This window comes from Marivita sp., assembly GCF_051251565.1.
Taxonomy (GTDB): Bacteria; Pseudomonadota; Alphaproteobacteria; order Rhodobacterales; family Rhodobacteraceae; genus Marivita.
In genome coordinates, this window is record NZ_JBPOFB010000006.1 from 64437 (window position 1) to 83871 (window position 19435).

At 57.7% G+C, this 19435-nt stretch carries 18 protein-coding genes; 9 read left to right on the plus strand and 9 right to left on the minus strand.

Annotation, left to right across the window (positions count from 1 at the left end; all coding sequences use genetic code 11):
* Window positions 1-2: 2 nt before the first annotated feature.
* From rodA to ACSHXH_RS10175, 5 genes are all read right to left on the minus strand, one after another.
* Complete coding sequence (gene rodA, locus ACSHXH_RS10155; protein ID WP_435671676.1) at window positions 3-1142, minus strand: rod shape-determining protein RodA; 1140 nt, start codon at window positions 1140-1142, stop codon at window positions 3-5.
* The gene (gene mrdA, locus ACSHXH_RS10160; RefSeq protein WP_435671677.1) at window positions 1139-3082 is read right to left on the minus strand and encodes a penicillin-binding protein 2; all 1944 of its coding nucleotides are present in this window, start codon (window positions 3080-3082) and stop codon (window positions 1139-1141) included. The genes rodA and mrdA overlap by 4 nt, the downstream gene beginning before the upstream one ends.
* Window positions 3079-3615 carry a rod shape-determining protein MreD gene (locus ACSHXH_RS10165; protein WP_435671678.1) on the minus strand — a complete coding sequence of 179 codons (537 nt, stop codon included), beginning with the start codon at window positions 3613-3615 and terminating at the stop codon, window positions 3079-3081. Before ACSHXH_RS10165 ends, mrdA begins: the two co-directional genes overlap by 4 nt.
* The gene (mreC, locus tag ACSHXH_RS10170; RefSeq protein ID WP_435671842.1) at window positions 3615-4520 is read right to left on the minus strand and encodes a rod shape-determining protein MreC; all 906 of its coding nucleotides are present in this window, start codon (window positions 4518-4520) and stop codon (window positions 3615-3617) included. The genes ACSHXH_RS10165 and mreC overlap by 1 nt, the downstream gene beginning before the upstream one ends.
* A 98-nt stretch (window positions 4521-4618) precedes the next feature.
* Window positions 4619-5665: a rod shape-determining protein gene (locus tag ACSHXH_RS10175; protein ID WP_435671679.1), complete on the minus strand. Its 1047-nt coding sequence runs from the start codon at window positions 5663-5665 to the stop codon at window positions 4619-4621.
* A gap of 377 nt (window positions 5666-6042) precedes the next feature.
* Between ACSHXH_RS10175 and ACSHXH_RS10180 the strand changes: the two genes are divergently transcribed.
* Together ACSHXH_RS10180 and ACSHXH_RS10185 are read left to right on the plus strand one after the other, a co-directional pair.
* Window positions 6043-6444 (plus strand): hypothetical protein, encoded by a 402-nt coding sequence (locus tag ACSHXH_RS10180; RefSeq protein WP_435671680.1) that lies wholly within the window; start codon window positions 6043-6045, stop codon window positions 6442-6444.
* 110 nt (window positions 6445-6554) lie between these two features.
* Window positions 6555-9053 (plus strand): GcvT family protein, encoded by a 2499-nt coding sequence (locus ACSHXH_RS10185; RefSeq protein WP_435671681.1) that lies wholly within the window; start codon window positions 6555-6557, stop codon window positions 9051-9053.
* A gap of 75 nt (window positions 9054-9128) precedes the next feature.
* Here the strand turns inward: ACSHXH_RS10185 and ACSHXH_RS10190 are convergent, their stop codons facing one another.
* The 4 genes from ACSHXH_RS10190 to ACSHXH_RS10205 all read right to left on the minus strand — a co-directional run bounded on the left by ACSHXH_RS10190 (window position 9129) and on the right by ACSHXH_RS10205 (window position 13624).
* Complete coding sequence (locus tag ACSHXH_RS10190) at window positions 9129-9560, minus strand: EF-hand domain-containing protein (protein WP_435671682.1); 432 nt, start codon at window positions 9558-9560, stop codon at window positions 9129-9131.
* Window positions 9561-9636: 76 nt separating this feature from the next.
* The gene (locus ACSHXH_RS10195) at window positions 9637-9972 is read right to left on the minus strand and encodes a carboxymuconolactone decarboxylase family protein (RefSeq protein ID WP_435671683.1); all 336 of its coding nucleotides are present in this window, start codon (window positions 9970-9972) and stop codon (window positions 9637-9639) included.
* A gap of 149 nt (window positions 9973-10121) precedes the next feature.
* The gene (locus ACSHXH_RS10200; protein ID WP_435671684.1) at window positions 10122-11810 is read right to left on the minus strand and encodes an acyl-CoA dehydrogenase family protein; all 1689 of its coding nucleotides are present in this window, start codon (window positions 11808-11810) and stop codon (window positions 10122-10124) included.
* Between the two features lie 215 nt (window positions 11811-12025).
* Complete coding sequence (locus ACSHXH_RS10205) at window positions 12026-13624, minus strand: phosphoenolpyruvate carboxykinase (RefSeq protein WP_435671685.1); 1599 nt, start codon at window positions 13622-13624, stop codon at window positions 12026-12028.
* A gap of 338 nt (window positions 13625-13962) precedes the next feature.
* Between ACSHXH_RS10205 and ACSHXH_RS10210 the strand changes: the two genes are divergently transcribed.
* From ACSHXH_RS10210 to ACSHXH_RS10240, 7 genes are read left to right on the plus strand one after another with little or no spacing between them, the layout of a single operon-like run.
* Window positions 13963-14667: a response regulator transcription factor gene (locus ACSHXH_RS10210; protein ID WP_435671686.1), complete on the plus strand. Its 705-nt coding sequence runs from the start codon at window positions 13963-13965 to the stop codon at window positions 14665-14667.
* Window positions 14668-14669: 2 nt separating this feature from the next.
* A complete protein-coding gene (locus ACSHXH_RS10215; protein WP_435671687.1) occupies window positions 14670-16385 on the plus strand; it encodes a sensor N-terminal transmembrane domain-containing protein in 1716 nt (571 codons plus the stop codon).
* Window positions 16386-16392: 7 nt separating this feature from the next.
* Window positions 16393-16836: an HPr kinase/phosphorylase gene (locus tag ACSHXH_RS10220; RefSeq protein ID WP_435671688.1), complete on the plus strand. Its 444-nt coding sequence runs from the start codon at window positions 16393-16395 to the stop codon at window positions 16834-16836.
* Between the two features lie 16 nt (window positions 16837-16852).
* Window positions 16853-17776 carry an RNase adapter RapZ gene (gene rapZ, locus ACSHXH_RS10225; RefSeq protein WP_435671689.1) on the plus strand — a complete coding sequence of 308 codons (924 nt, stop codon included), beginning with the start codon at window positions 16853-16855 and terminating at the stop codon, window positions 17774-17776.
* The gene (locus tag ACSHXH_RS10230; RefSeq protein ID WP_435671690.1) at window positions 17773-18174 is read left to right on the plus strand and encodes a PTS sugar transporter subunit IIA; all 402 of its coding nucleotides are present in this window, start codon (window positions 17773-17775) and stop codon (window positions 18172-18174) included. The genes rapZ and ACSHXH_RS10230 overlap by 4 nt, the downstream gene beginning before the upstream one ends.
* Before the next feature lie 27 nt (window positions 18175-18201).
* Window positions 18202-18480 (plus strand): HPr family phosphocarrier protein, encoded by a 279-nt coding sequence (locus ACSHXH_RS10235; protein ID WP_435671691.1) that lies wholly within the window; start codon window positions 18202-18204, stop codon window positions 18478-18480.
* Between the two features lie 48 nt (window positions 18481-18528).
* On the plus strand, window positions 18529-19410 hold the full coding sequence (locus ACSHXH_RS10240; RefSeq protein ID WP_435671692.1) for a lysophospholipid acyltransferase family protein: 882 nt from the start codon (window positions 18529-18531) through the stop codon (window positions 19408-19410).
* The last annotated feature ends 25 nt before the right edge of the window (window positions 19411-19435 follow it).

Here is a 19435-nt window from a genome sequence, read left to right on the forward strand (position 1 = left end):
GTTTACCTCGGTCGGTGGATATGGGCGCTCTGTACCAAGCCGAACGCGATCATCAAGACCAACATGGCCGATCCACCGTAGCTGACCAAAGGCAGTGGCACACCCACAACCGGGGCCAGCCCCATCACCATCGACATATTGACGGCGAAATACAGAAAGAACGTCACGCCGGTTCCCAGAATCAAAAGCGAGGAATAGCGGTCACGGTTTTGCAGCGCAGAGACGATGCAGAAAATCAGGATCAGCACATAGAGCAGGAGCAAAGAGATCCCGCCGATAAAGCCGAATTCCTCGGCCAGGGTGTTGAAGATAAAGTCTGTGTGTTTCTCTGGCAGGAAGTTAAGCCGGGATTGTGTGCCCTGCATAAAACCGCGTCCGGTCCAACCGCCTGACCCCATTGCGATCTTGGCCTGCGTGATGTGATAGCCTGCGCCCAACGGGTCAGAGGACGGATCAAGAAACGTGTCAATCCGCCGAAACTGATAGTTCTTGAGCAATTGCCAATCCGTGCCGCGGCTCAGAAAGACAGCGTAGATCCCACCGATGCCCGCCGCGATGACCGTGCCGAAATAGGCCCAATGCACCCCGGCCAAGAACATCATCAACCCGCCACCTGCAACCAAAAGGATTGCCGTGCCAAGGTCGGGTTGGGTCAGCACAAGGAACGTTGGCAGCAAGATGATAAACACCGGGACCAAAACCCAGAAGGGATGCGAGATTTTTTTGATCGGCAGCCAGTCGTAATATGCGGCAAGGATCATCACCATCGCGATTTTCATAAGCTCGGACGGTTGCAGGCGCATGAAACCAAGGTTGATCCACCGCTGTGCGCCCATTCCGACCGAGCCAAAGAATTCGACAGCGACAAGCAATGCGAGTGCCACAAGATAGGCCATCACTGACATGTTGCGCCAGAACCAGATCGGCACCATTGCCACGACGAACATGACCGCCAGCCCAAGGGCATAGCGTTTCATCTGTGGTTCGGCCCAGGGCGACATTGAACCGCCAGCAACCGAATACAGCATCAAAAGGCCGACTCCGGCGATGGCTGTCAGCAAGATCACAAGAGGCCAGTTGATGAACAGCATCTTGCGCCAGCCCGCCGGGACCGTCTTGACGGTATATTCAAGATAGCTCATGCGCGGCTCCGGCCATCCGGGTCATTGGCGCGCAACACCTGTTGCAGACGTTCCTGCTGGGTGCGAATACGTTCGCGGTCCTTGGAGGGGTAGGCTTCAAGCGGTGGGTCTTGGCCGTAAAGGGCCTGCAACGTCACATCGCGGCCGATAGGTGCCGCAGCGGCAGAGCCGCCTCCGCCATGTTCGACCACGACAGACACCGCAATCTTGGGCGCGTCATAGGGCGCATAATTGACGAACAATGCGTGGTCGCGGCGGTTCCATGGCAGATCTTCGTTACGGGTGACGCCGCGCGCGCGTTCAGCGAGGGTGATGTTGCGGACCTGGCTCGTGCCGGTCTTGCCCGCCATCCGAAACGCTTCTTCGATGATGCGGGACCCGTATGCGGTGCCCTGGCGATTATTGGTGACCGCATACATCGCGCGCCGGATCTGGCGGAGGTGGTTTTCGTTGTAACCAAGGTCCGGGGCATCGGCGATCGCGGTTTCCGTCCCGCCCATCCGGCGCACAAGACGCGGCGAGACACCTTTGCCGGTGGCCAGTCGGGCCGTCATGACCGCAAGCTGCAAGGGCGAACTGAGGACAAACCCCTGACCGATCGAGGCGTTGACCGTATCACCGATCACCCAACCCGCGCCGCGTTCGCGTTCTTTCCAATCCTTGTTCGGCACCAACCCTTCGGTGACAGCCGACATGCCAATTCCGAAAGCTTCACCAAGACCAAGACGGCGCGCCGTTTCGGCGATGCGTTCGATGCCAACTTTGAGGGCGAGATCGTAATAATAGACGTCGCAGCTTTCGCGCAAAGACTGTTCAAGGTTCATGTGGCCATGCCCCGCGCGTTTCCAGCAATGGAACCTGCGACCTGCAACCTCCATATGGCCGGGGCACCAGACGGTTTCATCCGGGGCCACAACGCCTGCATCCAAGGCCGCCAGTACCGTAACCATCTTGAACGTTGATCCGGGGGGGTAGGCGTCCTGCACGGTTTTTGAGGCCAGCGGGCGGTGATCATTGTCCCGCAATTCGCCGAAATCCGCGACAGAGATGCCGCGTACGAATTTGTTCGGATCGTATGAAGGCGACGAGGCAATGCCCAACAGATCTCCGTTGTTTACGTCCATGACGACAACAGAGGCGCTTTCGTCGCCGAGCCGGGCTTGAACGTAGCTTTGCAGGGCGCTGTCCACGGTCAGCTGCATGTCGGCACCGGGGGTGCCTTCGCGGCGGTCCAGTTCGCGCATGACGCGGCCTACGGCGTTTACCTCAACGCGTTTTGCGCCCGCGCGTCCGCGCAGCGCTTCTTCGTGGCGGGCCTCGATCCCGACCTTGCCGATCTGGAAACGCGGAATGCGCAGAACCGGGTCCGGCGTTTCATAACGTGCCAGATCACGTTCGCTGACAGGGCCGACATACCCCACCACATGCGCAAAATCGCCCCGCCGCGGATAAATCCGGGACAGCCCCACTTCGGGGGTGACGCCGGGCAGGGCAGGGGCATTGACCGCAACGCGGCTGATGTCGTCCCATGTTACGCGTTCAGCCACCGTGACAGGCAAGAACGGCGCGCTGCGCTGCATTTCCGTCAGCGCACGGTTCAGTTCGTCTTCGTCCAGTTCGACAAGCGCGGACAGGCGGGCGATCACATCATCCACATCGCCAGCGTCCTCTTTGACCATTGTGATCCGGTAGGACGGTTCATTCGCAGCAAGGATCACGCCATTGCGGTCAAACACTTGACCGCGTGTCGGCGGGATAAGCCGGATGTTGATCCGGTTTTCCTCGGCCAACAGGCGGAACTCATCGGCTTGATCGACTTGCAGATGTTGCATGCGCAAGCCCAGTGCGCCAGCAAAAGCCAATTGCACACCTCCAAGGATAAGTCCCCGGCGTGATATCTTGCGGACGCTTTCCGCGGTGTCCTTTGGTGCGCGTCTCATGGTGTGCGTCCCAATCTGTCCATGTCTCCGGGCGCGGCGCGGCGCACACCGAAAAGAAAGTGGGACACACCCACAACGGCTGGGTAGACGGCAATGGTCATGATCACCTGAATCAGGCTGAGAGTCAGCGTTCCGGGTGCCAGAATAAGGATCATCATCACCGCGCGATAGAGGATCGTAATCACGATCAGGGTACTCGTGAAGGTGAGCCATTCAAGGACAAATGTCGTTTCGCGCTGTCGACGTTCGCGGGATTTGAGCCATTCAGCGGCACATACCACCAGAACCGACCACAGGCCGGGTGGGCGTTGCAGCATCATATCCGCCAGCAGCATCACTCCGGCGACCACAAGGATCGGCACGTATTCGGGGCGGCGCACAGCCCAGGCAAAAACAACGGCCACTAGCACATCTGGGCTGGACCATTGGCTTGGTGCCGGGTTGAGCGGCAGCAGGTGGAAGAACAGGATCAGGAGCGCGAGCAGGAAGAACATCAGCCGCATGCCCCAGATTTGCAGAAGGCCGGAATCCATCATTGTTCCGGTTCGGCCGCAGCGGCGTCGGCAGTGCCAACGGGTGTTTCGGGCAGGATCAGCGCAGATGGGTTCGACACGCGGCGCGCGCCATGGTCGCGCAGCACGCGCAGAAATTCGAGCCGCTCGTAATCTGCGGCCAAGCGGGTGCGCAACCGGCCTCCGGGATCTTGGGCGACCTGCCCAATCAACAGGCCGGGTGGGAAGACATCGCCGTCACCCGAGGTCACAATCCGATCGCCGGGGCGGACCTGATCGGGGTTTTCAAGAAAGTCGATGGGTGGCGCAGAGGTGTTGTCGCCGACAATCAGCGCGCGCTGGCCCGAGGGTTGGATCGTTGCGGGAATACGGCTTGTCGCATCGGTGAGCATGATCACACGGCTTGTGTTCGCGCCGACGCCAGAAATGCGCCCGACAAGGCCAGTGCCGTCCATTGTTGCCCATCCGTCAACAATCCCGTCCCGAGACCCCACATTGATCAAAAGCGATTGCCGGAATGGTGACCCGGAATCGGCAAGCACGACGCCCGTGATATAAGTCAGGCGCGGATCAAGCCGAACATTGTTCAGGTCGCGCAGTTTCGCGTTTTCCTGTTCAAGCTGAAGCGCGGCTTCTTTCCATGATGCCATTTGCCGCAATTCGCGGCGCAATTCCTGGTTCTGTTCGTAGATGCGCTGGTAGCTGCGAAAGTCGCGGGCGATGTTGACCGTTGCGGTCACCGGGGCCATGGCCCAGTCGAAACTGGGAATAACCGTGTCGATCACAGCCGCGCGGAAGCGTTCGACGCGGGGGCTGTCGATCCGCCAGATGAAAAACAGACTAAGAAGGCACAGGACCACAACCGCCAACAGCAGTCGCCGGAGCGGTGTTGCGTAATCTTCGCCTTGTGTGCCGTTCTTTGCCAAATATCCCTCTTTCATGCGCGATCCGAAAAGCGGGAACCGACTTTCGGATCAAGATGCGCGCAGTCTTAACATACAAACAGGAAAAAAGGGTGCTGTGATCAGCTGTCGTAGTCAATCGCGTGGCGCAGTTGTTTTTCGTATTCCAACGCCTTGCCCGTGCCAAGGGCCACACAATTCAGGCTTTCATCTGCAATGGATACCGCCAGGCCGGTTTGTTCGCGCAGGGCCAGATCCAGATCCCCGAGCAATGCACCGCCACCGGTGAGCATCACGCCGCGATCAACAATATCTGCCGCAAGATCGGGCGGGGTCGCTTCGAGCGCCGTCATGACCGCTTCGCAGATGGCCTGAACGGGTTCTGACAGGGCTTCCGCCACCTGCGCTTGGGAAATCTCGGTTTCCTTGGGCACGCCATTCAACAGATCGCGCCCCCGGATCATCATGGACGTGCCTCGTCCGTCGTCGGGCATCCGGGCCGTGCCGATGGACGTCTTGATCCGCTCAGCAGTGCTTTCGCCCACCAACAGGTTTTGCTGGCGGCGCAGATAGTTAATGATCGCTTCGTCCATACGGTCACCACCCACGCGGACGGAACGGGCATAGACGATATCGCCCAGCGACAGAACTGCGACTTCGGTGGTGCCGCCGCCGATGTCGACAACCATGTTCCCGGTCGGGTCGGTGATCGGCATGCCTGCGCCAATGGCCGCTGCGATCGGTTCGGCAATCAGCCCGGCTTTGCGCGCGCCTGCGGACAGAACCGATTGACGGATCGCGCGTTTTTCCACCGGGGTCGCGCCATGCGGCACGCAGACGATGATCTTGGGCTTTGAGAAGGTTGAGCGTTTGTGGACCTTGCGGATGAAGTGCTTGATCATCTCTTCGGCCACGTCGAAGTCCGCAATCACGCCTTCGCGCATTGGGCGGATGGCTTCAATGCTTCCGGGGGTGCGGCCCAGCATCAGCTTGGCGTCTTCACCCACTGCCAGCACTTTTTTCACACCGTCTTTGATGTGGTAAGCGACCACGGAGGGCTCGGACAAGACGACACCACGCCCTTTCACGTAGATCAGCGTGTTCGCCGTTCCAAGGTCGATGGCCATGTCTGATGAAAACATGCCCAACAATTTGTCGAGTCCCAACATGTGCGTTTTGCCCCAAACCAATATCTCTTAGGCCTGCGACTCTGTGCGAGGGCAAGCCGAGGGTCTTATAGGTCTGCTTGTCAGCGTGCGAAAGGGCCTCAAGGTGCTTTGCCAGCGTGAATCTGCCGTATCCCAAAACTTGGCGTTCAAAGGGGACGGCTCCAAATGGGATTATCTGCAATTGTCTTCAATCTATCGACAATTTTCGGGACTTCTCAGTATTTTCGCGTGTTTGAAACCATTCGGGGAAAAGGTGTCTTTGAATGACCATGTTGCCACCGCATTCCGATCATGAACCAGACCCAGAATAGCCTCAAACCATTCAGAGGGTCACAATGTTTGCAAAAATTGTAAAAGGTCTCTTCAAGCTCTGCTTTTTGACGGCAGGCACTGCGACCATCGTTGGCATCTGGGATTACACGCAGCAGGCCAAGGCCGCAGGCTATGTGTATTCCTTTACACAGTACCAGGTGTCAGTGCTTGATCGCTATGGTGACGACGCAGCGCAGGCCTTTGCCTTTCTCGACACGGCAAGTGCCGGATTGGCGTCGGGTGTCGCTTGGGTGGCAGAGACGGGGCTTTTGGAGACAGTTGGTCTGAGCATGCCGGACACGCTGATGCCAGAGGCAGAGGACACGTTTGCCTCAGTGCCTATCCAACAGATCAGTCCGCAAGCTGCCACGCAGGAAGATGTCGCGCACCCGATCCAGCTTGCGTCAGTTACGGGTGGGTTGGCGCCGGAACGTTCGCTTTTGCCGCGGGCGCGGGTGGTGCAATAACGGTTTGAATCGACGGCGCGTCGTTTTCCTGCCGCAACGTGTCGGGTCGGTTTGGCGGCTTGCGCGCGCTCCGGGTATTCACAGGGCTGAACGCCTTGGAGTGAAGACCCATGAAAACGCATGTCAAAGCTTTGGTTGTCGGTGGCGGCGCTGTCGGCACCTCGATCGCCTACCACCTTGCTCGTGCGGGGTGGGATGACGTGATGTTGCTCGAACGAGACGAATTGACGTCTGGTTCGACCTGGCACGCGGCTGGCCTGCTGCCCTATTTCAACATGAGCTATGCGACGACGCATATTCACGACTATTCGATCAAGTTCTACAAAACGCTTGAGGCAGAGACCGGGCTGAACGCGGGCTTTTCCGTTGTCGGCAACCTGCGCATGGCGCAGTCACAGGCGCGGATGGACGAATACATGGTCTATGCCACTACGGCTGAGACCTGCGACGTGCCCTACGAATGGCTGTCGACCGCGCAGATCAAGGACCGTTATCCACTGCTGCGGACCAAGGATCTGGTTGGCGCGATCTATCACCCGACGGATGGCTATATCAACCCTGCTGACGTGACGATGGCGATGGCCAAAGGCGCGCGGCAGCGTGGGGTCATGATCGAACGCAAATGGCAGGCCGATGCGTTTCATTGGACCGGCGATCATTGGGATGTGACCTGCACCAAGATGGTTGAAAAGGGCGGCAATCTGGTGCCCTCGGACGAACAGATCGTCATTCATGCCGAACATGTTGTGACAGCAACGGGCAACCATCCGCAACGGACGGCAAAGCTGTTGGGGCTGAAGATCCCGGCAATTCCGGTGGAGCATCAGTTCATTGTGACGGAACCTGACCCCGCGCTTGTCGCGTGGCGCAAGGAGAACGGCGAACACCCGGTCCTGCGCGACGCGGACGCAAAATGGTATGTGCGCGAAGAACGCGGCGGCTGGATTCTTGGGCCATATGAGCGCAATGCGCCTGCGCGGTTTGAATACGGTGTGCCCGACAGTTTCCGGGCCGATCTTTTCCCGCTGGATCTTGAGCGGATCGAAGAGGAATACATGAGCATGATCCACCGGATTCCGTCGTCGGAAACCGTTGGTTTGAAGGACGATTTCAACGGTCCGATCTGCTACACCCCGGATGGTAATCCACTGGTCGGCCCGGCTCCGGGCTTGCGGAATATGTGGCTGGCCGAAGGGTTCTCGTTCGGGATCACGGCGGCGGGCGGCACTGGGTATTACATGGCGCAGCTGATGGTCGAAGGCGAGGCCGAGATCGACATGGCGTCGCTTGATCCCAAGCGGTTTGGATCGTGGATGACCACCGAATACGCCGCGCGCAAGAACGAAGAGGCGTATGAGCACGTCTACATCCTGCACCACCCGGACGAGGAACGCCCGGCCTGTCGTCCGCTTCGGATGGCCCCGGCCTATGAGCGTCAAAAAGCGCTGGGCGCGCAGTTTGGCTGTGTGAATGGGTGGGAGCGTCCGAATTATTACGGGCCTTTGGACGCGCCCGAGACCTTCGACCATGACGCGCGGTCCTTCCGTCGCGGTGGCTGGTGGCAATATGCTGTCGAAGAGGCCAAGGCGATCCGTGAAGGCGTTGGGCTGATAGACGCAACCGCCTTTACCAAGCACGTCGTCAAAGGGCCGGGGGCGACGCAGTTTCTGGATTGGTTCACCTGCAACAAGTTGCCTAAGGTGGGCCGCATCAACCTGACTTACGCGCTGACGGAACATGGCACCACGCGCACGGAATACACCATCGTGCGGTTGGGAGAGGATGAATATTACCTTGTGTCAGCAGGGGCTTGGACGGCCTATGACTCCGACTTTCTGCGCAAGGCGGCGCAGGATAAGGCACCCGAGTTCGGCTATATCGAAATTCAGGACGTGACGACCCAGTGGGGCGTCTTTGCCATTGCTGGGCCGAAGGCACGTGATGTGCTGAACGAGATCGTCAAGGATGCCGATCCTTCAACTGTTCTGGGCAACAAGCGGTTCCCGTGGCTGACGTGCCGCGACATCGAACTGGGCATGTGTCCGGTGCGCGCGATCCGTGTGGCCTATACCGGCGAGTTAGGTTGGGAGCTGCACCACCCGATAGAGATGCAGGCCTATCTGTGGGATCAGCTGATGGCTGCAGGGGCCAAGCACGACATGAAGCTGGTTGGTGCGCGGGCACAGAACTGGCTGCGTCAGGAAAAATCCTACCGCGCCTTTGGCAACGAGCTGGGCCGTGACGCGACGCCGTTGGAGGCAGACCTGCCCCGGTTTATCGACCTGACCAAGGAATTCCAGGGCAAGGCGGCGCTGGAACAGACGGGCGTGCGATCCAAGTGCTGCACGCTACTGATTGATGGGCCTGCCGACGCCGATCCGTGGGGGCGCGAGGCGCTTTATGAGGACGATACCCGCGTTGGGCGTCTGACATCGGGCGGGTATTCCGTGGCCTTCGGGAAATCGATAGGAATGGCTTATGTGACGCCCGAATTGGCGGTTCCGGGCACCAAGTTAAAGGTCAAAATGTTCGACCAGCTTTGGGATGCCGTAGTGGTTGAGGACAGCCCGTATGATCCAAAGAACGAGGTGATCCGCATCGACGGCTGATTTGGGCGGAACCGGATGCGTGGACGCGCCCGGTTTTTCCGTTGATGGAAAAGTGCCTCTGTTGGGCGAGGTGTTTTAGCCCCGGCCGAAATCGGCAGTGGTGACCATGTTGTCGCCATTGCGATCCATACCTGCGAACCAAGCGGGGACAGCATTCAGGAATTCTTCGCGTGTGACGTTTCCATCGCCATTGGCATCTGTCACTTCACGCAGCATGCCATTGGCTGGATTGCGTTTTCCGGTGCCGTGGCCTTCGCCGTTTTCGGCCATGTCCATCGCGCGGGCTTCGTCAAAGAGGTCGTGCTCTTCGCTTGTGAGCATCCCGTTTTCATCCGCATCAAAGCTTAGAAAAACATCGGCGCGTCGTTCTGTTGCTTCAGCCAAAGTGACCTGACCGTCGCCATTAAGATCCCAGCTTTCGACAAAATGTCCGCCGGGGGTGGCATTTTGGGCGGTTGCGGTGGTCGCTGCAAAGAGCAGGGCGACAATCAGGGAAGATTTGAACATGATAGCCTCATACATTTTAAATATTTGAAAGGGTGGGGAGCTTGCTTGAACGGCACCCCTCTTTAGTGCCGCAGGATCAGCTGGTCAGCTCGTCGTACACCTCGAGGGCCTTGCCCGCATACATCAGGCTTGGGCCACCGCCCATCTGGATACACGTTGCAAGAACTTCGCCGATTTCGTCGCGGGTTGCGCCAAGTCGGATTAAGGCTTCGACATGGAACATGATGCAAGGTTCGCAGCGTGTTGCGACTGCGATGCCAAGCGCCACATATTCTTTTTCCTTGAAGGTCAGGGCGGTGTCAGTTTTGACCGTTTTACCTAAGGCAGCGAAGGCGGCAGAGGTGTCGGGGATCAACCCGTTGAGGGATTTCAGCTGTGTTTTGGTGTCGTTCAGCTTTGCTTTCCAGCTCATATCGTGCTCCTGAGATGTGTTTTGTTTGCAAGAGCATTCCTGTGCGCGGGGGTCTTTGATTCAGATCAGGGGAAACCGGGTTGGCTAAAAAAGAGAAGGCCGGACAGTATGTCCGACCTTCCAAAACCCTCTCATGGGACCGGCTCGATCTATCCGAGCAAGCGGCGGGCGATAACCTGTGCCTGAATTTCCGCCGCGCCTTCAAAGATATTCAGGATACGCGCATCGCACAGAATGCGGCTGATCTTGTATTCGAGCGCAAAACCGTTGCCGCCGTGGATTTGCAACGCGTTGTCGGCAGCAGCCCATGCCACGCGGGCCCCAAGCAACTTGGCCATACCCGCCTCAAGATCGCAGCGACGACCTTCGTCCTTTTCACGCGCCGAGAAGTAGGTGAGCTGACGCGCGATCATGATCTCGACCGCCATCATCGCCAGTTTCGACGCAACACGCGGGAAGTTGATCAGCGGTTTCCCAAACTGCTTGCGCACAAGCGCGTAGGACATGCCTTCATCAAGTGCGGATTGCGCCACACCAATCGCGCGGGCGGCGGTCTGGATGCGGGCGGATTCGAATGTCTCCATCAGTTGTTTGAAGCCTTTGCCCTCTTCCATGCCCAGAAGGTTTTCGCCTTTGACTTTGAAGTCGTCGAAATTGAGCGTGTATTCCTTCATTCCCCGATAACCGAGCACTTCGATCTCGCCGCCGGAAATGCCCGCATCCTGCCAGGGCGCTTCATCTGTGCCGGGTGTCTTTTCGGCAAGGAACATTGACAATCCCTTGTAATCGGTGGTGTCCGGGACTGTGCGCGCCAAAACGGTCATGACATGGGTGCGGGCGGCATGGGTGATCCATGTTTTGTTGCCATTGATGACCCAATCGCCGTTGTCGTCCTTTACCGCCTTGGTGCGAAGCGCGCCAAGGTCGGACCCGGTGTTCGGTTCTGTAAACACGGCCGTGGGCAGGATTTCGCCCGAGGCCAGACCCGGGAGCCATTTGGCCTTTTGTTCATCGGTGCCGCCCGCGATCACCAGTTCGGCTGCAATCTCGGACCGGGTGCCAAGAGAGCCGACGCCGATGTATCCGCGCGACAGTTCTTCAGACACGACGCACATGGCGTTCTTGGTCAGGCCAAAGCCGCCATGTTCTTCTGGGATGGTCAGACCAAAGACACCCATCTCGGCCAGCTCATCAATGATTTCCATCGGGATGAGTTCATCCTTGAGGTGCCATTCGTGCGCGTAGGGTTCGACTTTATCGAGAGAGAAGCGGCGGAATTGCTCGCGGATCATCTCTAGCTCTTCGTCCAGACCGCAGGCCCCGACCGTCAGTTCCGCGCTGCGTTCCTGCATCAGCTCAACAAGGCGCATACGTGCTGCCTGTGTGTTGCCCGACTGGGTCAGCTGCATAACCTCGGGCGTCATCAAGACGCGCATTTCATCCTGGCCAAGGCCGATATCCTGAAGCCGGACCATTTCACCCTGGTTCATCTGGATGCCGCCGTAGATCTGCCAAAGGTATTCACCAAAGGCGATCTGGTGGATCAGTTGTTCGACCTCGCCGAACTTGCCCTCGGCATTCAGGCGCTCGGCCCAACCCTGCATTTGCCGTAGCGATTCAACATATGTCGCCAGCCACGCAAAGCCGTGTGCGGCGGTTTGGTGCTCTTCGATCAGGGCCCCTGAGACGCGACCGTCTGCGTCAACCATGTTCCGTACGCGCGCTTTTGCTGTGTCGAGTACGGTGTTCACAGGCTCTATAGCTGCGGCAGTCAGACCAAGAAGGTTTGGCAGAATGGTTTCGGTCGTCAGGGTCAAGTCTTGTCCGTCATGGGCCATGAATCGTGTCCTTTCAGCTTTGCCGCTGGATATCTACTTTGCAGGTGCAGCGCAACAAAAATACCAAGCGGGCCTTTAATTCGTTTCAATATTTCGCATTGAATTGCTGCTCTGCGGCGCTACGCCCCTTGCAGGTGCAGAAACAAAAAAGGCGAGTGCACCAAGTATGATGCGCTCGCCCCGTTATTTCCAAGCGCCTTTCGACGCAGGCGAATTTAGCCAATCGCCGCTGCTTTTACGTCGTCGTCAATGAACGGAACGTATTGCGCAAAATTGTCAGCAAACATTTGCACCAGTTTGGCTGCCTGTGCGTCATACGCGTCTTTGTCATTCCACGTGCGGCGCGGATCAAGAAGCATGTCCGGCACACCTTCAACCTTGACCGGCACTTCGAAGCCGAAATTCGGGTCTTTGCGGAACTCTGCCTCGGCCAGGCTGCCATCAAGGGCTGCTGTCAGCAGGGCGCGTGTTGCTTTGATCGGCATGCGTTGGCCAGACCCATAGGCCCCACCCGTCCAGCCGGTGTTGACCAGCCAACAGGTCGCGCCATGCGACGCAATCTTTTCGCGCAAGAGGTTGCCGTAGACTTCGGGACGACGTGGCATGAATGGCGCGCCAAAGCAGGTCGAGAACGTGGGTTCGGGTTCGGTCACGCCGCGTTCTGTGCCTGCCACCTTGGAGGTGAAGCCCGACAGGAAGTGGTACATCGCTTGCGCCGGTGTCAGACGCGCGATCGGGGGCAACACGCCGAACGCATCACAGGTCAGCATGATGATGTTCTTCGGGTGCCCGCCAAGTGCCGTGGGTGACGCGTTAGAGATATAGTCGAGCGGGTAGGCGCAACGCATGTTGGCGGTCAGGCTGTCATCGGCAAAATCAAGCTCAAACGTTTCTGGATCAAAGACCATGTTCTCGATCACGGTGCCGAATTTGGTTGTCGTGGCGTAGATTTCGGGCTCGGCCTCGGCGCTGAGATTGATGGTCTTGGCATAGCAGCCGCCTTCAAAGTTGAAGGTGCCGCGATCCGACCAGCCATGTTCGTCGTCGCCGATCAGAACGCGGTTCGGATCTGCCGAAAGCGTGGTCTTGCCGGTGCCAGACAGGCCAAAGAAAATAGCCGTATCGACCGGATTGCCAACGGCATGGTTGGCAGAACAGTGCATCGGCATGATGCCTTTTTCGGGCAACAGGTAATTGAGCAGCGAGAAGATCGACTTCTTGTTTTCGCCTGCATATTCGGTGCCGCCGATCAGAATCAGCTTCTTGTCGAAATTCATCGCAATGACGGTTTCGGACCGACAATTGTGTTTCTTGGGGTCTGCCTGAAAGGACGGGCAGTTGATGACAGTGAAATCCGCTGTGAACGTATGAAGGTCCTCAGCTTCTGGGCGCCGCATCATGTGGCGGATGAACAGGTTGTGCCACGCAAGTTCCTGAACAAAGCGCACGTCGATGGAATGCTTGGGGTCCGCACCGCCGGTCAGATCCTGAACGAAATATTCGCGGCCCTTCATATGTTCGAGCATGTCGGCATACAGTGCGTCAAACCCCTCGGGCGACATGGGCGCGTTGTTCTCCCACCAGATCGTGTCCGTTACGCTGTCGGTTTTGACCACGTGCTTGTCCTTGGGGGACCGGCCTGTGAATTTGCCAGTGGTCACAAGGAACGCGCCACCATTGCCCAATGTTCCCTCGCCACGTTTCAGTGCGGCTTCGATCAGAGCTGGCTCTGTGAGGTTGTAATAGACATTGCCAAGCCCGTTGATCTGTTGATCTTCCAGCCGGAATTCCGGGTTCACCCGTCCAAATGTCATTTGCCAAGCTCCTGTAGCCGCGATTTGCGGCGGTCTTCCTTTCAGGCGCATCAGGATGCGCGGCCCTAGCGTCACGCCCGAGCTGCTGGCGTCTTAACATGGCATTTCTAGGGCTGAACAGGACGCATGCACGCAGTTAGCGCAACCAAAACGGGTTTAGCGCAACCATGGCGTCTGTTTGCCGATGTGGGGTGATGCAAATTAGCCATCCGTAAGGGATTTTCGGTCTGAATAAAGCCAAGCCTGCCGAGTGATTCGCAAAATTGCATTGGCGCAAAGGAGAAAAAGACGCATAAAGGACAAAAAAGATAATGAGAGCAGTAAAAGGAACTAAATCCATGTCGAAAATCGCCCTTGTGGACGATGACAGGAATATCCTGACATCGGTCGCGATCACCCTTGAGGCAGAGGGATTCGAGGTCGAAACCTACAATGACGGACAGGCCGCATTGGACGCCTTCAACAAGAAGATGCCGGATATGGCCGTCTTCGATATCAAAATGCCCCGGATGGACGGTATGGACCTGCTTCAGCGGGTGCGTCAGAAATCCAAGATGCCTGTGATCTTTCTGACGTCCAAAGACGATGAGATTGATGAGGTGCTTGGCCTGCGTATGGGTGCAGATGACTATGTCAAAAAGCCGTTTTCCCAGCGTCTTTTGGTGGAACGGATTCGCGCGTTGCTGCGGCGTCAGGACGCGATTTCCGGCGATGCAGCCGGCATTGAGGTTGAGGAAACCAAGCTTATGGTGCGCGGCAACCTGAGCATGGATCCGCTGCGCCATTCGGTATCGTGGAAGGGGCTGGACGTGTCGCTGACCGTGACAGAATTCCTTTTGTTGCAGGCACTTGCGCAACGCCCCGGATTCGTGAAATCCCGTGATCAGCTGATGGACGTGGCCTATGACGATCAGGTCTATGTTGATGACCGCACCATCGACAGCCATATCAAGCGGCTGCGCAAGAAGATGCGTACGGTCGACAATGATTTCTCGGCCATCGAAACACTGTACGGGATCGGTTACCGTTATAACGAAGAGTAACCATGGCACTGGTTGAGGGTGTGACCCACACAAAAGCCGACGGGCGAAACGATGCAGACGTGGTGCTCGGGGATGATTGGATCGCCCCCGACCGCACTGTCGAATCCGAAGTCCGCAGCATTCGCGAGAAGCGGGGATTGTTCTCGCTGAACCGATCTCCGTTGACCCGCAAGATCATCACCTTCAACCTTGTTGCCCTGAACTTCTTGGTCGCAGGCATCCTTTTTCTGAACTCATCGCGTGACACCTTGGCCGAACAAAAGGCCGAGGCTGTCCGCATAGAGGCGGAGCTTATCGCTGACGTGTTCGAGGCGCAGGCACCCAGTGCCGGCACTGTCAATCTCGGGACGGGCGAAGGTATTGATGTTGCAGGCACGCTAGACAATCTTGAAATGCGTCCCGGTTTGCAGGTGTTTGTCTTTGACGCGGCACGATTCCTTGTCGGGGACATCGACGGCGCAAATAGGCCGGGGCAACGTCCCGCACCGGCGGAAAAGCCAACCGTCATCTCTGATTTCCTGCTCACGGTCTGGAGCAGCGTATCGTCGGTCTTTGGGCCCGACGAAGGGCTGGAGGCGCTGACACTTGAAGATATCCTGCGCCGTCAGATCGAAGAAAGCGATCCCACCCAGACCCGCATAGAACGGGCTGAGGGGCCATTTGGCGAAACGATTTTTACCGCGCTTAGCCCGATCGAGGTAGAAAACGGCGTTGCCGGCACCATCGCATTGGTCAGCTATGCGCCCGAAATTGACGCGGCTGTCCGGCTTGAACGGGAAAGCGTCCTGCAAATGTTTGTCATAGCGACGCTTGTTTCTATCGGCCTCAGCCTTGTTCTTGCGTCGACCATTTCCAATCCTATTTCAAATCTTGCCGACGCAGCAGAAGTGGGGCGCGACCGCAACAGGCGCAACGTGGCTTCGGGGCGTATCCGAATTCCAGACCTGACAGCACGGCCCGACGAGATTGGACGCTTGTCCGGCGCGCTACGGGGGATGGTTGCTGCGCTGTATGACCGTATTGATGCGAATGAACAATTTGCGGCTGACGTGGCCCACGAGATTAAGAATCCGCTCGCGTCTCTTCGGTCGGCAGTCGGCACGTTGCGTGTTGCGCGCAAACCCGATCAGGTGGAACGCCTGTTGGATGTGATCGACCACGATGTGCGCCGCTTGGACCGGTTGGTCAGCGACATTTCCAACGCATCGCGATTGGACAGTGAGCTGGTCAAGGAAGAAGAAGCCGAATTCAATCTGCTGGACATGCTGGGTAATCTGGCGCAATTTCTTGGTGAAGATGCCAAGCGGCGCGGGATTGAATTCATTGCGGATTTGCCCGACCGTCCGATCCACTTGCACGGGCTTGAGGCCCGACTGGCACAGGTATTTGTAAACTTGATCACCAACGCAATCAGCTTTTGTGAAGATGGCGATGCCATTCGCATTTGGGCGCGGAGGCGTGAAAACCGTGTGCTGATCGTTGTCGAAGACACGGGGCCGGGCATACCGGACGAAGCATTGACCAAAATCTTCAAACGCTTTTATTCGCAGCGACCCGAGACCGATTTTGGCAACAATTCCGGGCTTGGCCTTGCCATCTCGAAACAGATTGTCGAAGCGCATGGCGGCGTGATCTGGGCGGAAAACATCAGACCGACCGAAGCTGACGCGACCTCTGAACCGCTTGGCGCGCGCTTTGTCGTCGGTTTGCCGCTCTGACGCGAACGTGCCTGAAGACAAGCCTCTCACACTGCACGCCACCGCTGTCGCGCTCGGCGGCAACGCGGTCTTGATCACGGGGGCATCGGGATCAGGCAAGTCGTCGCTCGCGCTTGAGATGATGGCGCGCGGTGCCACGCTCGTCGCGGATGACCGGGTCACCCTAACCAGGTTGGATCACGATGTCATGCTAAGTTGTCCTGAACCGCTTAGCGGCATGATCGAAGCGCGTGGCGTTGGCATCTTGCACGCGGCGTATCAATCCCCGGTGCGGTTGAGCCTTGTTGTTGATATGGACCTGACCGAGACGTCCCGCCTGCCGGAAGACCGGTCGATCACGTACCTTACACAAACATTTCGAATGCTTCACAATGTTGCATCGCCGCATTTTCCTGCTGCAATTATACAATATCTAAAGTCTACCGGAGAAACATCTTTTCAACGGTCTTGAACGCAGGCTGAGACACATGCCGATCCAACGCAGCCGAACACGTGTTGTTCTGGTCACCGGGCCTTCGGGCGCGGGGAGATCAACTGCGATCAATGTTCTTGAGGATCTGGGCTTTGAAGCGATTGATAACATTCCGTTAAGAATGATCCCACGGCTGTTTGATGGTGATCCACTGGATCATCCGCTGGCTTTGGGAATCGATGTGCGGAACCGCGATTTTTCCTTGTCGCGGATGTTGGACCTTCATCTTGATCTGCTGCGACAGACCGACGGCGATGCGTCTCTTCTGTTTTTGGATTGTCGACCAGATGTACTGCTGCGTCGCTATTCTGAAACGCGGCGGCGTCACCCCATGGCACAGGAAGAGACGCCTGATGTGGGGATCACGCGCGAAATTGAACTGTTGCGCCCGATACAGGCCCGTGCCGATATCGTGATCGACACATCGCTCTTGTCGCCGCATGATCTTAAATCTGAGATGCACCAATGGTTTGCCGATGACGCGTCACAAAAACTTGCGGTGGCGCTCCAGTCCTTTTCCTACAAGCGCGGTATCCCGCACGGGGTGGATATGGTGTTTGATTGCCGGTTCTTGTCCAACCCGCATTGGGATGCAGCGCTGCGCGAAAAAACCGGGCTTGACCCCGAGGTGCAGGCCTATGTGCAGAACGACACGCGCCTTGCGCCCTTCACCCGGCAGATCACGGACATGCTGACCTTTCTTTTGCCCGAGATCGAAGTCGAAGGAAAAACGCATCTTTCGATTGGCATTGGCTGCACGGGCGGACAACATAGATCCGTTGTCCTTACGGAATTGGTTGCGACAGCCCTTGCAGAGGATGGCTGGCGAGTGTCAATTGGGCACAAAGAATTGGCGCGCCGGGGGATTGTTCCCTCTGGAAACATGGCCGCACCAGATCGGGGAAGGGCCGCAGAGTGATCGGGATCGTGATTGTCGCTCACGGTGGTTTGGCGCAGGAATATCTTTCTGCGGTAGAACATGTTGTCGGTCATCAACCCGGCATGGCGGCCGTTTCGATCGCCGCCGATCATGATCGGGATGACAAACAAAACGAGATTTGTTTTCTTGCGGACGAGGTCGATACCGGCGATGGCGTTGTCATCGTCACCGATATGTTTGGTGGGTCTCCGTCTAACCTGAGCCTGCGGGCTTGTCAGCCTGACAACCGTCGGATCGTGTATGGTGCAAACCTGCCCATGTTGATCAAATTGGCGAAAAGCCGCGACAAATCCGTGCCTGACGCGGTCCGCGCGGCATTGGATGCCGGGCGGAAATACATTGACAGCCAAGACATAAGTCTGGATCAGAGCGCCTGATCACTGGGTTTAGGGAGGCCCGTCTTTATGTCGGACACGGCGCAGCGCGTATTGAAAATCATTAATGAAAAAGGCTTGCACGCCCGGGCATCAGCCAAGTTGGTCGAAGTTGTCGAAGGGTTTGACGCAACCGCAGAGGTGCGCAAAGACGGTCTGAGCGCGTCTGGTGACAGCATCATGGGGCTTTTGATGTTGGCAGCTTCCAAAGGAACCTCTATTGAGGTACTTACCTCCGGGCCGGATGCAGAAGCCCTGGCCGTCGCCATTGAGACATTGGTGGCGGATCGTTTTGGAGAAGGCTGCTGACCATTCAGGTCGGCGCAGGCAACCGGAAACAGGATTTCACACTGCACTATGGTTGACAGCTACCAGCATACTTCGACCGATACGCGCCCCGTGGCGCCCGCAGAGGTGCCGTATGACAAGCGCAAGCTGAGCTATGCCAACACGTTCACCAATCCCTGGAAATCCAACACCATCCGCGTGATGGAGTGGATGACCGGGAAAATTCCCTTGCTCCGGCTGGTGCGCCGTTTCGAACGGATGGGGCCCGCCGAAGGACAGGCGTTTTGGGGCCAAGCCCTTGGGCTGATGAACATCGCCCTTCAAACGCCCCCGGAACAGATCGCCCGCATTCCAAAAGATGGCCCTGTGATCGTGGTGGCCAATCATCCGCATGGGTTGGTGGATGGCATGATCCTCGCCGAGCTGATTGGACGGGTGCGCACTGATTACAAAATCCTGACGCGATCGTTGTTGACCGGCGTGACCGAGATCGAGGAGTTCATGATCCCGGTGCCCTTCCCGCATGAGGAAGATTCGCGTGAACAGAGCCTTGAAATGCGCAGCCGTGCGATGGCGCATCTCAAGCAAGGTGGTGTTGTGGCCTTGTTCCCGTCGGGTGTTGTTGCATCCAGTGACACATATTTTGGCGACGCCGTGGAGCGGGCGTGGAACCCGTTTACCGCCAACCTGATCCAGCGCTCTGGTGCGACCGTGGTGCCGATTTTCTTTCCCGGCCAGAATTCCCGCGCTTACCAGATTGCCAATCAGCTCTCCGCCACCGTTCGGCAAGGCCTGCTGATCCACGAGGTCATTCATGCCTGCGGCAAACCTCAAGCCCCGGTGGTCGGAGAGCCGATCCCAGCCGAGGCGATCCGGTCTTTTGCGGGCAGGGGCCGTGACTTTGTCGCGTCGCTTCGAGAGACGACAATGGGTTTGGGCAAGTCTAGATAGCGCCGCGGCGCGTGCGTTTCGATCC

What these genes read in the sequence shown, in the direction of transcription:
- rodA (WP_435671676.1), bottom strand. Translation starts at nt 1,142, where the DNA reads ATGAGCTATCTTGAATATACCGTCAAGACGGTCCCGGCGGGCTGGCGC.
- mrdA (WP_435671677.1), bottom strand. Translation starts at nt 3,082, where the DNA reads ATGAGACGCGCACCAAAGGACACCGCGGAAAGCGTCCGCAAGATATCA.
- ACSHXH_RS10165 (WP_435671678.1), bottom strand. Translation starts at nt 3,615, where the DNA reads ATGGATTCCGGCCTTCTGCAAATCTGGGGCATGCGGCTGATGTTCTTC.
- ACSHXH_RS10175 (WP_435671679.1), bottom strand. Translation starts at nt 5,665, where the DNA reads ATGTTGGGACTCGACAAATTGTTGGGCATGTTTTCATCAGACATGGCC.
- ACSHXH_RS10185 (WP_435671681.1), top strand. Translation starts at nt 6,555, where the DNA reads ATGAAAACGCATGTCAAAGCTTTGGTTGTCGGTGGCGGCGCTGTCGGC.
- ACSHXH_RS10190 (WP_435671682.1), bottom strand. Translation starts at nt 9,560, where the DNA reads ATGTTCAAATCTTCCCTGATTGTCGCCCTGCTCTTTGCAGCGACCACC.
- ACSHXH_RS10195 (WP_435671683.1), bottom strand. Translation starts at nt 9,972, where the DNA reads ATGAGCTGGAAAGCAAAGCTGAACGACACCAAAACACAGCTGAAATCC.
- ACSHXH_RS10200 (WP_435671684.1), bottom strand. Translation starts at nt 11,810, where the DNA reads ATGGCCCATGACGGACAAGACTTGACCCTGACGACCGAAACCATTCTG.
- ACSHXH_RS10205 (WP_435671685.1), bottom strand. Translation starts at nt 13,624, where the DNA reads ATGACATTTGGACGGGTGAACCCGGAATTCCGGCTGGAAGATCAACAG.
- ACSHXH_RS10210 (WP_435671686.1), top strand. Translation starts at nt 13,963, where the DNA reads ATGTCGAAAATCGCCCTTGTGGACGATGACAGGAATATCCTGACATCG.
- ACSHXH_RS10215 (WP_435671687.1), top strand. Translation starts at nt 14,670, where the DNA reads ATGGCACTGGTTGAGGGTGTGACCCACACAAAAGCCGACGGGCGAAAC.
- rapZ (WP_435671689.1), top strand. Translation starts at nt 16,853, where the DNA reads ATGCCGATCCAACGCAGCCGAACACGTGTTGTTCTGGTCACCGGGCCT.
- ACSHXH_RS10235 (WP_435671691.1), top strand. Translation starts at nt 18,202, where the DNA reads ATGTCGGACACGGCGCAGCGCGTATTGAAAATCATTAATGAAAAAGGC.
- ACSHXH_RS10240 (WP_435671692.1), top strand. Translation starts at nt 18,529, where the DNA reads ATGGTTGACAGCTACCAGCATACTTCGACCGATACGCGCCCCGTGGCG.